Below are 14,071 nucleotides of genomic sequence, written 5' to 3' on the forward strand. Positions count from 1 at the left end.
TCAGCAAAATAGCGTTCCCCCCCAGCGCCAGTCGATCAGCAAGTCCTTCACCAGAAAGCTGGCCGCAATCATGCGCAACCGGTTGTGCATGTAGCCGCTCTGGTTCAATTGGCGCATCGCGGCATCCACCAGCGGGTAGCCGGTTTGCCCCGCGCACCGGGCGTCAAACCAGTCCTGATTATTTGGGTAGCCCAGATCACGGTATTCCGCTTTGAAGCTCTGCCGCGCAACGTCCGGGAAATGCCACAAAAACTGCTGATAGAACTCGCGCCAGATCAGCTCGTTCAACCAGCACAGTGCGCCTTCGCTCCCATCGTACCGGGCAAATTGCACCAGCTTGCGTATCGAGATCGTGCCAAAGCGCAGATGGGTCGACAGGTACGATACGCCCTTCGTCGCTGGGAAATCGCGCCACTCTTTATACCAGCGGATACGCTGGATGAAGTCGGCAAACAATTGCGCCGCGCCGCGCGGGCCTGCTGCCAGTTTGAGTTCCTCCAGATGGACGTTGCCAAAGCCCAGTTCGGCCAACGTGGGCAAAGGCGTCGCGTCCAGTGGATAGAGGCGCGACGGCAGATCATCTATGGCATAAGTGCTAACCGCCGTTGTTGACAACTTTTTCAGCCACGCGTTCTTATAAGGTGTGAACACGGTATAAGGCTTGCCGCTGCCCGAGAGTACCTCGTTACACTCAAAAATCACCTGATCCTTGCTCAGGTGCAGTGTTCGCCCTTGTTCGGCCAACCTTGTTGCGACGGCCGTATCGCGTGCCCGGGCATCGGGCTCGTAATCCGTGTTGGCGTACACATCGGCTGCACCAAGTTGTGCTGCCAATCTGGGAATCTCCTCCACCGGGTCGCCCACCAGACAATACAAATCGCTACCGGCAGCCATCAACTCCTGTTTCAGCTCTGCAATCGTCTGCCAAATAAAACCCACCCGCCGGTCATCAGCAGCACACCGATCAAGAATGCGACGATCAAATACAAACACACACAACACCGGCAAACCCGTTTGTACGGCGTGAAAAAGCGCAGCCTGATCGTCAAGCCGCAAATCGCGGCGCAGCCAGCACAAGGAGACAGATGGCATGGTCAACAAAGATCCTGAAGTTGGTTGGAATGATGAAAACGTCTTGCTACCCCAGTTCAGACTGGCTGATGAGATTCGTCTTTTGGTGTTTTCACAACACTTTTATCGCCTTGTTGTATTTATGTTGCAACAAGTTTTTTGTGCGAAAATCAATAAAACATATAAAAATCAATAACTTGTTTTGTTTTTGCTGCAATGACACCCAAAACACGGCAAAGCAGGTGTCCAGTGCTTTTGTATTTTCACAACGAAGGACTTATATTTCGGACAGCAACTACCGAAGTAGGTAGTGGATAAATGTCCGGGTTGCCGGTTCGCTGGCAGATCAACAGGACTAAATTAACTGACTTCGAAAGGAATTAGCGATGAACAAGAAGCTGATCGCCGCTGCCCGGCTGTACTGCCGACTGCCGCTGCCATGGCCGATGTAACCCTGTACGGTACCATCGAAGCTGATATCGAAAATGGTAAAGCCTACAACTACGGCTTCTCCAAAGCTGACGGTAAGCTGAAATCCGGTACCAACATCGACGATACCGGTTCCCTGATCGGTTTCAAGGGTACTGAAGATCTGGGTAACGGTCTGAAAGCCATCTGGCAAGTTGAACAAGGCCTGAACATTGATGGTTCTACCGCTTACCAAGGTAATGCTTATGGCAACACCTTTGCTACCCGCGACTCGTTCGTAGGCCTGGAAGGTGGTTTCGGTAAGGTTCGCTTGGGTAAACTGAGCACCAACCTGAACTCCGACATGGAAGCTCCGGATGCGTGGCTCTATGGTAAAGGTGTTAACGGTCTGACCTACAGCTCCATGAATGTACTGGACGGCCGTCTGAACAACGCCATCCGCTACGACTCTCCGGAACTGTACGGCTTCAAAGCTACCTTGGCTTATGGCTTTGGTGAGAAAAATATCTCCGCGACCAACGACAAGACCCAGCCGGAATACAACGTAGGCCTGGCTTACCAAAATGCCGGTTACTTTGCTAGCTTCGGTTACGTAGCAGCCCGCAACCAGCTCGATAATGCTGGTGAAACCAAGACTGCCAACTACTGGCGCTTGGAAGGCGGCTACAACGCCAACAACCTGTTGGTAGCTGCTTACTACGGCAAGTCTAAAGCTTATGCTGGTGGTTCTGCTCTGACCCAATATGTTGATCTGGTGCCGGGTGTATTGGCTGACGGTCAACAACTGAAAACTACCGAATATGGCGTAACTGTTGGCTACACTCTGGGTGCTTTCACTCCGAAGTTCTCCTATGGCCGTGTTTCGGACATCAAAGTTGATGGCGAAAAGCAAGACGAGAAAATCAACCAATACGTAGTTGGTGTTGACTATGCTCTGAGCAAGCGTACTACCGCTTACACCTCTCTGGGCTTCGCTCATCACAAGGCTGATGGTCTGGAAAACGAACGCACCTTCGCTGTTGGCGTACAACACAAGTTCTAATCTGTTCGCAGATTACACTTGAAGAAAAAGGCTGCTTCGGCAGCCTTTTTTGTTTCTATCGTTTACTCGGGGAGCCATGGGCTGATTGCCTGTTGCCTCCCATGTTTATCCCGTGTGGATTCGACGCTCTTGGCGTGCGTTGTGGCAGCGTTTCGGGTAAAGTCGAAAGCTCGTAATGTTCAATGTGTGGTGTTAACAGGGCAATGGTGTCATTGTCCTGTCTGCTGACGGGGTGGTTTGCGCGCTATGGAAGTTTCTGCTGGTATTTCCGGCCTTGGACGGGCGCTGGTTCAGAATAACATGTTGCTGTTGCAGGACGCCGAGGCGATTCATCGTCAGGCTGTTGCCTCTAATATCAGCTTTGTTGAGCAACTGATCATCAGCAAGAAAATGGCGGCAGAAGATGTGGCGAGGTTTGCTTCGCGTACCTTTGGCTATCCGCTGCTTGATTTGTCCGCCATGGATGTCGAGCAGTTACCAAAAGGGCTGGTGGACGACGAACTGGTGGCTAGCTAGGCGTTTGGTGCCCTTGTTCAAACGCGGCAGCAAGCTGTATATCGGTACGTCCGATCCCACCCAGACTTCGGCTTTCCACGCCATCACCTTTAAAACCGGCATGACGGTAGAGGTGATTGTGGTCGAGGACGATAAACTGTCCAAGGCCATCACCAAACTCAAGGAAGACGCCACCGTAGCAATCAAGGCGTTGGAGGATGAGGACTTTGGTGAACTGGAGTTTGCCGACCCGGATGCACCAACGGCGAGTAGCGCGGATGCCGCTCAGCCGGATGTGGACGACGCACCTATCGTCAAATTCATTCATAAAATCCTGTTGGACGCAGTAAATGCGGGCGCTTCCGATATCCACTTTGAGCCTTACGAGAAGTTCTACCGCATTCGTTACCGGATTGACGGGGAACTGAAAGAAATTGTGCAGCCGCCATTGCTGTTGAAAGAAAAGATGGCCTCCCGGATCAAGGTCATTTCACGCCTGGATATTTCGGAAAAGCGTGTGCCGCAGGATGGTCGCCTGAAACTGGTGATTTCCAAAACACACGCTATCGACTTCCGGGTCAGTACCTTGCCTACGCTGTTTGGCGAAAAAATCGTGATGCGGATTTTGGACTCGTCCGCCGCCTCGCTGAATATCGAACAATTAGGCTTTGAGCCCGAGCAGAAAAAACTGTTGTTGGATGCCATTGCCCGACCCTATGGCATGGTGTTGGTGACCGGGCCAACGGGTAGCGGTAAAACCGTGTCGCTCTATACGTGTCTTAATATTCTCAACAAGCCGGATATCAATATTTCCACTGCCGAAGATCCGGTCGAAATCAACCTGCCCGGCATCAATCAGGTTAACGTTAACGAGAAAGCTGGTTTGACCTTTGCCTCGGCGCTGCGTGCTTTCTTGCGGCAAGATCCGGATGTCATCATGGTGGGGGAAATCCGAGATCTGGAAACCTCGGATATTGCGATCAAGGCGGCTCAAACCGGTCACTTGGTGTTCTCCACACTCCACACCAACAACGCGCCAGCGACATTGACTCGCTTGATCAACATGGGGGTGGCACCGTTCAACGTGGCCAGTTCGGTATTGTTGATCATGGCGCAGCGCCCGGCGCGCCGATTGTGCAGCCATTGCAAGGCACCGGTGGATATCCCGCATGAAGCGCTGTTGCGTGCGGGGTTCAAGGAAGAAGAGCTGGATGGTAGCTGGACATCCTATGGTCCGGTTGGCTGTGATGCGTGTCGGGGAACCGGTTACAAGGGGCGTACCGGTATTTATGAGATCATGCCCATTACCGATGCCATGACGCGTCTTATCATGAAAAATGGCACAGCCGTGGATATTGCCGATTTGGCCTTGCGGGAAGGTATGGTTGACTTGCGCCATTCTGGGTTGCTCAAGGTGAAGCAGGGGGTGACTTCACTGGCCGAGATTGAAGCGGTGACCAACGATTAAGAAAGTCGGACAGTAAATGGCTACGATAACCAAGAAGGAAGCCGCTCCGGGTTTTATCTGGGAGTGGGAAGGCAAAGATCGTGCGGGCAAGGTGATCCGTGGTGAATTACGGGCGGAAACCGAAAACGTTGCCAAGACACAGTTGCGCTTAAGAGGGCGTGTCGATCATCAAGATCAAGCGTCGCCGGGGCGGTTTTGGCCGCAAGATCACTGAAAAAGATATCACCTTGTTTACCCGGCAGCTGTCGACCATGATGCGCGCCGGGGTGCCGCTGTTGCAGGCGTTTGATATCTCGGCCAAAGGGCATGGCAATCCAGCCGTGACCAAGATGCTGCTGGAGGTTCGGGCTGATGTGGAAACCGGTCTGTCGTTGGCCGAAGCCTTCCGCAAGCGTCCTCTTTATTTTGACAAGTTGTTCTGCAACATCATCGCCGCTAAGCGAAACCGGTGGTGTGCTGGATTCCTTGCTGGACAAGCTGGCCACCTACAAAGAAAAGGTCATGGCGATCAAGGGCAAGATCAAGTCGGCCTTGATTTATCCTTCTGCCATTGTGGCCACCGCGTTCATCATCACCGCTGTCATCATGATTTATGTGATTCCGGCCTTCAAGGATCTGTTCTCCAGCTTCGGTGCCGACTTGCCCGCGCCGACGCTCATGGTGATCTGGCTGTCAGATAAATTCATCGCCTACTGGTGGTTGATCTTTGGTTCAATATTTGCCGCGATCTTTGGTGTGACCTATGCCTTCAAGCGCAGTCCAAGGATGCAGGAACAGATTGACCGAGTGGTTCTCAAGCTGCCGGTGGTGGGCGATATCATCCGCAAGGCCACTATCGCTCGCTGGAGCCGTACCACGGCAACATTGTTTGCTGCTGGTGTGCCTCTGTTTGAGGCGCTGGAGTCGGTCGGCGGGGCGGCGGGTAATCAGGTGTATGCCGAGGCAACCAAGCAGATCCAGTCGGATGTGCGCTCGGGCTCCAGCCTCAACTACTCGATGCAGCGTACCGGTCTGTTTCCCAATATGGTGTTGCAGATGACCTCGATTGGTGAGGAATCTGGCTCGCTGGATCAGATGCTGGACAAGGTGGCCGAGTTTTACGAAGAGGAAGTGGATAATGCCGTGGCGTCGCTCTCCAGCTTGCTGGAGCTAAGCCATCATGGTGATTCTCGGCGTGCTGATCGGCGGTCTGGTGATTGCCATGTATATGCCAATCTTCAAGATGGGGCAGGTGGTGGGTTGAGCATGGCGGATTTGGGTATGTTCTTTTCGGCCAACCCTGCACTGTTGGTCGTGATGGTTTTTGTGAGTGGATTGTTGCTTGGCAGCTTTCTCAATGTGGTGATCCATCGTTTGCCAAAGATGATGGAACGGGCTTGGCAGCAGGAGTGTGCGGATTATCTGGGACAGGCTCATGCCGAGCTGCCCGACTATAATTTGTTGACGCCGCCGTCACATTGCCCCATGTGCAATGCCCCGGTGCGGCCATGGCAGAATGTGCCGGTCTTGAGCTATCTGTTGCTCAAGGGGCGTTGCGCCAGTTGTCAGTCTGCCATCAGCCCGCGTTATCCGCTGGTTGAACTGGCTACCGGGCTGTTGTTTGCCGTGTTGGCCTGGCATTTTGGCTGGACGATCCAGTTGCCTGGCTATCTGCTGTTGACGGCGGTTCTGGTCGCGCTGACCTGTATTGATGCAGATACGCAATTGCTGCCGGATAGTTTGACCTTGCCGTTGTTGTGGGCCGGTTTGTTGTTCAACCTCTGGAGCGGTACGGTGCCATTGAGTGATGCCGTGCTCGGTGCGGCAGCGGGTTATCTATCCTTGTGGCTGGTGTATTGGGGGTTCCGGCTGGCAACCGGCAAGGAGGGCATGGGCTTTGGTGATTTTAAGCTTTTGGCCGCTCTGGGCGCTTGGTTAGGCTGGCAGATGCTGCCGTTAGTGATTCTTTTGTCCTCGTTGGTTGGGGCGATCATTGGCGTGGCGTTGATTCTGCTGGCGCGCTTGGGGCGTGGGCAGCCTTTGCCATTTGGCCCTTATCTGGCGGTGGCGGGGTGGATAGCCTTGTTGTGGGGGCATGACATCGTGGCGTGGTATCTGCATGCCTATTAGTGTCGTCGGACTGACCGGCGGCATCGGCTCCGGTAAAAGTGCGGCGGCTGAGCGCTTTGCCGAGCTTGGCGTCACGGTCGTGGATGCGGATGTGATTTCCCATCAGTTGACCGCTGTTGGCGGTGAGGCCATGGCTGCAATTGCTGAGGAGTTTGGTCCCACGGCCTTGCTGCCGGATGGTTCCATGAATCGCCAGTCGATGCGAAACATGGTGTTCGGCCAACCTGAGCGCCGAGCCCGGCTGGAGGCCATTTTGCATCCGCGTATCTACGCCGAATGTCAGCGTCAGCTGCTACGGGCGACTGGGGGGTATGCCATTCTGGTGGTACCGCTATTGTTTGAGAACCCGCTGTACTTGCAGTCATTAAGCCGGACACTGGTGGTGGATTGTGACGAAGCGGTGCAAGTTGCCCGCGTGATGCAGCGTAATGGCTTGTCTGAATCGATGGTGCGTTCCATCATGGCGGCGCAGTTGTCCCGGCGGGAGCGTTGTGCTCGAGCGGACGATATTATTGACAACAGTGGCTCTCTGGAGGCTTTGAGGCTTCAAGTTGATGCCAAACACCGTTATTATCTGGGCAATCTTGTTAAACCCTGATGGCAGGGTTTGTCTCCAGCCACCAAGAAGGGCAGACGTGCCGTGATCAGTTTCGAGTTTCCTGTTACAGAGCGAACCCGCATTTTGCTTCGCCTGGAATGTCTCTACGCTCGTCTGGCGCATTTTGTCAGCAAGGATCAGGCATACGATCACCATGCCGCACTCTTGGTGTTGTTCGAACTGATGGAAACGGCGTCGCGTGCCGATCTCAAGGCAGATTTACTGCAAGAGCTGGAGCGTCAGAAACAAATTCTTGAGGCGCTGCGCGATAACCCCAATGTCGCCGAAGATACGCTGGAAGGCATTCTTGACGATATTGAGCGCACCTCCTCACATCTGCTGGCCATTACCGGGAAATTCGGACATCACCTGCGCGAAAACGAATGGTTGATGGCGATTAAACAGCGCGCGGGTATTCCCGGAGGGACTTGCCAGTTTGACCTGCCGTCCTATTATCTGTGGCAGCAGATGCCCGCCGAGAAACGCCGTCAGGATCTGGAACGTTGGGCGGCACCGCTGATGCCCACCGCTGAAGCGGGGCGTATTTTGCTGAAATTGCTACGCGACAGTGGCAAGACCCATCACTACATGGCCAAACATGGTGCGTTTCAGCAGATGTCCGGCGGCACGCTGGTGCAGTTGATCCGGGTAAATTACGACGAGAGCCTAGGGGTGTTGCCCGAGCTGTCCGCTAATAAATACGCATTGAACATCCGGTTTATCAGTGCTGTGACCGGCGAGAGCCGCGCACGCCAGACCGATCTGGATGTCGAATTCTCTCTCACCAATTGCAAGTTCTGAAGTCCATGGCAGATTCCCCTCTGGTTGTGCATTGTCCTACTTGTCAGGCGCCGGTCCGTTGGGAGGTCGCGAGTCGTTATCGCCCCTTCTGTAGCGAGCGTTGCAAGTTGATTGATTTGGGGCAATGGGCCACGGAAAGTTATCGGGTGCTTAAGCCGAGGAGGAGCAGCCGGACAGTGAGTGGCAACCGCTTAGCACTGTCTTGATGCGCCAATCAAAAGGGCCTGCAACATGCAGGCCCTTGTGCGTTAAGGTTGGCCGAAAACCACGTCAGGCACGTGCCGCCAGTGCAGCTCCTTGCGAGAAGTAAGACTTCACCCCGCTGAAAATGGCATTGGCCATTTGCTGCTGGAACTCGCTGTCGATCAGCCGTTGCTCTTCTTCCGGATTACTGATGAAGGCGGTTTCCACCAGAATCGATGGAATGTCCGGCGCTTTCAGTACGGCAAAGCCAGCCTGTTCAACTTGCCCTTTGTGTAGCCGGTTTAGGCTGCCCACCTGATTCAATACCGTCTTGCCGAGCTTCAGGCTGTCGTTGATCGTGGCGGTTTGCGTCAGGTCCAACAGGGTATGAGCCAGATAGCGATCCTTGCTGCCGATTTTTACCCCGCCAATCAGGTCGGCGTTATTTTGCGACTGCGCCGTGGCGCGGGCAAAGACACTGGTGGCGCCTTTTTCTGACAGGGCAAATACCGATGAGCCCCGCGCGCTGCGGTTGAGGACGGCGTCGGCATGGATGGAAATGAACAAATCGGCATTCAGGCGCCGCGCTTTGGCCACGCGGACCCCCAGCGGGATGAACACGTCTTCCTCACGGGTCATAAACGCGCGCATGTTGCGTTCGGCATCAATCAGACGGCGCAATTGTTTGCCTATTCTGAGCACGACGTCTTTTTCGCGCGTGCCGGATGGGCCGATCGCCCCGGGATCTTCGCCGCCGTGACCGGGGTCCAGCATGACGATGATCGGGCGGCTGCTGCTGTTTTTCTTGGGTTTGACCTGTGGTGCGGGTTGTTCCAGTTTGCCCTTGTTATAGTCTTCCAGCAGCGTGAGCAGGGGATCTTCCTGCTGACCGTTGGCCGGATACAGGTCAACCACCAGCCTATGCTTGTATTCCGCCACCGGCGCCAGCGTAAACGATTGTGGTTTGACGTCGGTTTTCAGGTCCAGCACCAGCCGTACCGTATCGGCATTGAACTGGCTTAACACGGGCGGCCTTGATATAGGGGTCGGCTGCACTGATCTGGCCACCGATATCCTTGAGGATGCTGTTGAGTTGCACCCCTTCCAGATCGATCACCAGCCGATCAGGTTTGACCACGGTGAACTGGCGAAACTTGATGGCACTGCTGGCTTCCAGCGTGATGCGGGTATAGCTAGCGGCAGGCCAGATGCGCAGCGCCACGATCTGGCTGTTGGCGGCCCAGCCTTAGACGGCTGACGCTCAGCAGGAAGGTGGCGGCGGCGGTGCCTAGCAGGCGTCGGCGCAGGGGGTCGAAAGTCGAGTCAGGCATGACTGTCCGGTTTGTGAGCTTGCATGAAAACGATAAGTGCGACCATTGCCTGATACCTCAAGTTCCGGGTGAGGTCTGCTGGCGGCAACAGTTGACCGGCTTTGTCGGGCCATTCCACCAGACAGAGCGTGCTTGGGCCAAAATAGTCGCGGAAGCATCTTCCCATTCCTCTGGGTCGGCAAAACGATACAGGTCAAAATGGTGCACGGTGAAATCAGAGAAAGGATAACTCTCTACCAGCGTGTAGGTGGGGCTTTTTACCTTGCCGTGATAACCCAAGCGAGCAGGCCGCGCGTAAAGGTAGTTTTACCCGCCCCCAGATCGCCTAACAGATAAATGACGGCACCGGGCTGCAAGGCAGCGGCCAGCTGCGCCCCAAGCCGTAATGTGGCGGCTTCATCCGCCAGGCTGCCGCTGAGAATACTGCTATCATCCATGGGCATGACTGAGAACTCCCACCAAATGGTCGATTATCCCGAATTGGCGCGCCAAATCAAAGTCTGGTCACAAGAATTGGGCTTTGGTGCCGCACGCATTACCCGTGCCAGCCTGCTTAGCCGAGGCGGAGCAGCGTTTGCTGTCCTGGCTGGAGCACGGTTATCACGGCAGCATGGATTACATGGCGCGCCATGGGGCGTTGCGGGTTCGGCCTGCCGAATTGGTGCCCGGTAGTCTTTCGGTGATTTCCCTGCGCATGCCGTATTGGCCCGCCGCCGCCAAAGCTGCCGAGGCGGTACTGCAGGATGGCTTAAGCCTATATTTCGCGTTACGCCATGGGGCGTGATTACCACAAGGTGCTGCGCAATCGTCTGCAGAGGTTGGCCGAAAAGCTGGAAGAAGTGGTGGGGGCTTATGGCTACCGGGTGTTTACCGATAGTGCGCCACTGGCCGAGGTCTCCTTGGCGGCACAAGCCGGGCTGGGCTGGCGTGGCAAGCACACGTTGCTGCTCAACCGTGAGGGCGGATCGCTGTTTTTCCCGGGTGAGATTCTGACCGATCTGCCATTGCCTGCCGATGAGGCGGATAGTGGCCACTGTGGCCGCTGTACGCGTTGTCTCGACGTGTGCCCGACGGGGGCGATTGTTGAGCCGTATACCGTGGATGCGCGCCGTTGTATTTCTTACCTGACCATAGAACTGAAAAGTGCCATTCCGGAGGCGTTGCGTCCGCTGATTGGCAATCGGGTCTATGGTTGTGATGATTGCCAGCTGTATTGCCCGTGGAACCGCTTTGCCGTTCCGGCGCAGGAGGCGGACTTTGCCGTGCGCCACGGGCTGGATAACCTGTCGCTGGTGGAGCTGTTTGGCTGGAGCGAAGTGCAGTTTCAGCAGCGCATGGCCGGTAGCGCCATCTATCGCATCGGTTACCACAAGTGGTTGTCCAACCCGGCCGTCGGCCTAGGCAATGCTCCAACTTCCGCCGAGGTGGTATCGGCCTTGCGTCAGCGGCTGGAGATGACTGAGCCGATGGTTGCCGAAGTGGTGCGCTGGGCGTTACGGCAACATGGTGTGACCGAGTCATAAAAAAAAGGAGCTGAAAGCTCCTTTTTTCGGCCAACCTTACTTGCCGTCTTACTCCAGCGGGCGCGTGAAGTGAAACGAACTGATGCTGAATCCCTTGCGGAAATACAGCTTGTGCGCCGCCGTGCGCCAGGTTCCGGAATCCAGAGCCATGAAGCGACAGCCACGCTGGCGGGCCAATTGTTCACACCAGTCGATCAGCGTACTGCCCACGCCTTGCGAGCGTTGGCTTTCATCCGTTACCAGATCATCAATGTACAGGCGTAAGTCTTCGTAGGTGTTTTCATACACCCGATAAAGTGCCAGTCCAGCCAGCGAACCTTCTGGCCGCTGGGCCGCGACCAGCCGTGCGCCGTGCGAGAACACCCGCTCCATCTTGGCGGCGTACTCCTCTGCCGAAGTCGGCAGGTGAGGGCGCAGCTGCTGGTGTAGCGGCAAAGCCCGGCGCAACAGTGTCGGCTCAATGACGGCCCCGGCGTCGTCGGTGATGCGAACAATCGTTAGCGAATTCATGGTCTTAGCCGCGCGACGGAGCGATGCAGAGCGATTCGCCTTCCAGTACCACGTTGCCTTTTACCGGGCACTGGGTGGCCAGTTTCACGCGCTTCTTGGCCGGGTCCAGCTCGCTTACGGTAACGCGGGCCGTCAGCGTGTCACCAATCTTGACCGGAGCCTTGAATTTGGTGGATTGCGACAGGTAAATCGTGCCTTCACCCGGCAGGCGGGTGCCGATCACCGTGGAGATCAGGCTGGCCGTCAGCATGCCGTGAGCGATGCGGCTCTTGAACATGCTTTGCTCGGCGTATTCCTGATTGATGTGAACCGGATTGTCATCGCCGGAAACGGCGGCAAACAGCAGGATATCTGCTTCGGTAATGGTCTTGGCATACTCGGCGCTATCGCCGATTTTGATGTCTTCAAAGTAAATCGTCATGACAATTCCCTTGGTTTGACGTATAAAATGGTGCGCTGCAATGTAGCACAGATTAGGGTAAGTGCTGTCCTAAATGCAAATTGCACAGAATTGACGTACTATCGCAAACAAGTTGTATTTTTACCACTGTATTCGCATTGTACGCCAATCAAACGCTCGTTTAAAAAGGTGTTGAGGCATAATTCAAACAAACACCACGGCCGCAGGTGCCTTCCGAGTTCGATTAACCCAGAGATGTTTGCTGGAGGATTATGAAAGTTCTAGTCGCTGTGAAACGCGTTGTGGATTACAACGTGAAGGTTCGGGTCAAAGCCGACGGCACCGACGTCGACATTGCCAACGTCAAGATGTCGATGAACCCGTTTGATGAAATCGCGGTGGAAGAGGCGGTTCGCCTGAAAGAAGCAAGGCCAGTGAAGTTGTCGTGGTCTCGCTGGGCGTGAAACAGTGCGAAGAAACCCTGCGCACGGCATTGGCCATGGGCGCCGATCGCGCCATTCTGGTGGAAACCGATGCCGAGCTGCAGCCGCTGGCCGTTGCCAAACTGCTCAAGGCCGTGGCCGACAAGGAACAGCCGCAGCTGATGATTCTTGGCAAGCAGGCGATTGATGACGATGCCAACCAGACCGGCCAGATGGTTGCCGCCTTGCTGGGTTGGGGGCAGGGCACTTTCGCTTCCAAAGTGGATATTGCTGGCGAAACCGTCGATGTGACGCGTGAAATTGACGGGGGTCTGGAAACCGTCAAGCTGCGTTTGCTTAAGCCGTGGTGACGACCGACTTGCGCCTGAACGAGCCGCGCTATGTCAAGCTGCCTAACATCATGGCTGCCAAGAAGAAGCCGCTGGACAAATCCACGCCTAGCTGATTTTGGTGTTGATGTGACGCCGCGCCTGAAGACGCTGAAGGTGGCTGAACCTGCCAAGCGCTCTGCAGGGATCAAGGTGGCCAGCGCTGCTGAGCTGGTTGCAAAACTGAAAAACGAAGCAAAGGTGCTGTAAGCCATGGCTATTCTCGTTATCGCTGAACACGACAACCAGAGCCTGAAAGCAGGCACCCTGAATACTCTCTCGGCTGCTGCCAAACTGGGTAGCGATGTCCACGTCCTCGTGGCTGGTCAAGGCGCAGCTGCCGCTGCCGATGCGGCCAAGTCGCTGGCTGGCGTTGCCAAGGTTCTGCTGGCTGATGCGGCGCAATATGCCCACGGTCTGGCTGAAAACCTGGCGCCGCTGGTTGTGGATCTGGCCAAGGGCTACAGCCACGTACTGGCTCCGGCCTCGTCTTTTGGCAAGAACTTGCTGCCGCGCGTAGCTGCCTTGCTGGATGTGGCGCAGATCTCCGAAATCGTTGCGGTTGAGTCGGCTGACACCTTCGTGCGTCCGGTCTACGCCGGTAACGTATTGGCTACCGTGCAATCGGCCGATGCCATCAAGGTGATCACCGTACGTACCACTGCTTTTGAAGCGGTGGGTCAAGGTGGTTCGGCGGCGGTGGAAACCATTGCGGCGGCTGCTGATGCCCAACTGTCCAGCTTTGTTGGTCAGGAGCTGACCAAGTCGGACCGCCCGGAATTGGGCGCTGCCAAAATCATCGTATCGGGTGGCCGTGCCTTGGGTTCGGAAGAGCAGTTCAAAGCTGTCATTGAGCCGCTGGCCGACAAGCTGGGTGCTGCTGTTGGTGCTTCGCGTGCCGCTGTCGATGCCGGCTATGCGCCGAACGACTACCGGTAGGGCAAACCGGTAAAGTGGTGGCTCCGCAGCTGTATGTGGCGGTGGGGATTTCCGGTGCCATCCAGCACTTGGCTGGTATGAAGGATTCCAAGGTGATTGTGGCAATCAACAAGGACGAAGAGGCACCGATTTTCCGGTGGCCGATTACGGTATCGTGGGTGATCTGTTCACGGTCGTGCCGGAGTTGATGGCTGAGTTGTCGAAGTAAGTACGATCTGCGGAGCCATCTTGGCTCCGTTTTCCCAGGTTGCCACGATGCGGCCGGGTATCAAAGAAAAGAAACCGGCCATGACTGGTTCGCCTTTGGAGGAGTGGTTGTCACTCCCGGTGCAAAAACCGGGGGTGGAACCCTCGTGTTCAA

General features: G+C 55.6%; 12 protein-coding genes and 6 pseudogenes. 12 read left to right on the plus strand and 6 right to left on the minus strand.

All coding sequences use genetic code 11. The annotated features are described in order from the left end of the window. Positions 1–1,092, minus strand: coding sequence for a cryptochrome/photolyase family protein (locus GKE73_RS12645; RefSeq protein WP_230370283.1), 1,092 nt, complete (start codon positions 1,090–1,092; stop codon positions 1–3). On the opposite strand from GKE73_RS12645, the gene GKE73_RS12650 reads away from it, so the two are divergent. The 8 genes and pseudogenes from GKE73_RS12650 to yacG all read left to right on the plus strand — a co-directional run. Next, a complete protein-coding gene (locus GKE73_RS12650) occupies positions 1,091–1,267 on the plus strand; it encodes a hypothetical protein (protein ID WP_230370284.1) in 177 nt (58 codons plus the stop codon). The two genes, GKE73_RS12645 and GKE73_RS12650, sit on opposite strands and share 2 nt — an antisense overlap. A 243-nt stretch (positions 1,268–1,510) precedes the next feature. Beyond that, positions 1,511–2,542, plus strand: coding sequence for a porin (locus GKE73_RS12655; RefSeq protein ID WP_230370285.1), 1,032 nt, complete (start codon positions 1,511–1,513; stop codon positions 2,540–2,542). 246 nt (positions 2,543–2,788) lie between these two features. Beyond that, positions 2,789–4,505 (plus strand): annotated as a pseudogene (pilB, locus tag GKE73_RS12660) (type IV-A pilus assembly ATPase PilB). A 16-nt stretch (positions 4,506–4,521) separates the two neighbouring features. After that, positions 4,522–5,748 (plus strand): annotated as a pseudogene (locus GKE73_RS12665) (type II secretion system F family protein). A 17-nt stretch (positions 5,749–5,765) separates the two neighbouring features. Further along, complete coding sequence (locus GKE73_RS12670; protein ID WP_280955195.1) at positions 5,766–6,614, plus strand: prepilin peptidase; 849 nt, start codon at positions 5,766–5,768, stop codon at positions 6,612–6,614. Further along, positions 6,604–7,212, plus strand: coding sequence for a dephospho-CoA kinase (gene coaE / locus GKE73_RS12675; protein ID WP_230370287.1), 609 nt, complete (start codon positions 6,604–6,606; stop codon positions 7,210–7,212). The genes GKE73_RS12670 and coaE overlap by 11 nt, the downstream gene beginning before the upstream one ends. Before the next feature lie 42 nt (positions 7,213–7,254). Next, the gene (gene zapD, locus GKE73_RS12680) at positions 7,255–8,013 is read left to right on the plus strand and encodes a cell division protein ZapD (RefSeq protein WP_312854442.1); all 759 of its coding nucleotides are present in this window, start codon (positions 7,255–7,257) and stop codon (positions 8,011–8,013) included. A 5-nt stretch (positions 8,014–8,018) separates the two neighbouring features. Beyond that, positions 8,019–8,191: pseudogene (gene yacG / locus GKE73_RS12685) on the plus strand (DNA gyrase inhibitor YacG); the annotation flags it as partial. A gap of 92 nt (positions 8,192–8,283) precedes the next feature. Here the strand turns inward: yacG and GKE73_RS12690 are convergent. The 3 genes and pseudogenes from GKE73_RS12690 to tsaE form a co-directional block, all read right to left on the minus strand. Beyond that, positions 8,284–9,186 (minus strand): N-acetylmuramoyl-L-alanine amidase, encoded by a 903-nt coding sequence (locus tag GKE73_RS12690; protein ID WP_312854443.1) that lies wholly within the window; start codon positions 9,184–9,186, stop codon positions 8,284–8,286. Beyond that, positions 9,116–9,418 (minus strand): AMIN domain-containing protein, encoded by a 303-nt coding sequence (locus GKE73_RS23525; protein WP_312854444.1) that lies wholly within the window; start codon positions 9,416–9,418, stop codon positions 9,116–9,118. The genes GKE73_RS12690 and GKE73_RS23525 overlap by 71 nt, the downstream gene beginning before the upstream one ends. A gap of 66 nt (positions 9,419–9,484) precedes the next feature. Continuing rightward, positions 9,485–9,964: pseudogene (gene tsaE, locus GKE73_RS12695) on the minus strand (tRNA (adenosine(37)-N6)-threonylcarbamoyltransferase complex ATPase subunit type 1 TsaE). A gap of 104 nt (positions 9,965–10,068) precedes the next feature. On the opposite strand from tsaE, the gene GKE73_RS12700 reads away from it, so the two are divergent. Together GKE73_RS12700 and queG are read left to right on the plus strand one after the other, a co-directional pair. Beyond that, positions 10,069–10,311 carry a hypothetical protein gene (locus GKE73_RS12700; RefSeq protein ID WP_230370290.1) on the plus strand — a complete coding sequence of 81 codons (243 nt, stop codon included), beginning with the start codon at positions 10,069–10,071 and terminating at the stop codon, positions 10,309–10,311. Further along, positions 10,301–11,050: a tRNA epoxyqueuosine(34) reductase QueG gene (gene queG, locus GKE73_RS12705; protein ID WP_230370291.1), complete on the plus strand. Its 750-nt coding sequence runs from the start codon at positions 10,301–10,303 to the stop codon at positions 11,048–11,050. Before GKE73_RS12700 ends, queG begins: the two co-directional genes overlap by 11 nt. A gap of 48 nt (positions 11,051–11,098) precedes the next feature. Here queG and GKE73_RS12710 read toward each other — a convergent pair whose 3' ends face one another. Beyond that, positions 11,099–11,560: a GNAT family N-acetyltransferase gene (locus tag GKE73_RS12710; RefSeq protein ID WP_230370292.1), complete on the minus strand. Its 462-nt coding sequence runs from the start codon at positions 11,558–11,560 to the stop codon at positions 11,099–11,101. Between the two features lie 4 nt (positions 11,561–11,564). Beyond that, positions 11,565–11,981: a MaoC family dehydratase gene (locus GKE73_RS12715; protein WP_230370293.1), complete on the minus strand. Its 417-nt coding sequence runs from the start codon at positions 11,979–11,981 to the stop codon at positions 11,565–11,567. A 251-nt stretch (positions 11,982–12,232) separates the two neighbouring features. On the opposite strand from GKE73_RS12715, the pseudogene GKE73_RS12720 reads away from it, so the two are divergent. Then, positions 12,233–12,981: pseudogene (locus GKE73_RS12720) on the plus strand (electron transfer flavoprotein subunit beta/FixA family protein). Between the two features lie 3 nt (positions 12,982–12,984). Next, positions 12,985–13,918, plus strand: a pseudogene (locus GKE73_RS12725) (electron transfer flavoprotein subunit alpha/FixB family protein). Positions 13,919–14,071: the final 153 nt, after the last annotated feature.

This window comes from Paludibacterium denitrificans (assembly GCF_009707705.1).
GTDB classification, from domain to species: Bacteria; Pseudomonadota; Gammaproteobacteria; order Burkholderiales; family Chromobacteriaceae; genus Paludibacterium_A; species Paludibacterium_A denitrificans.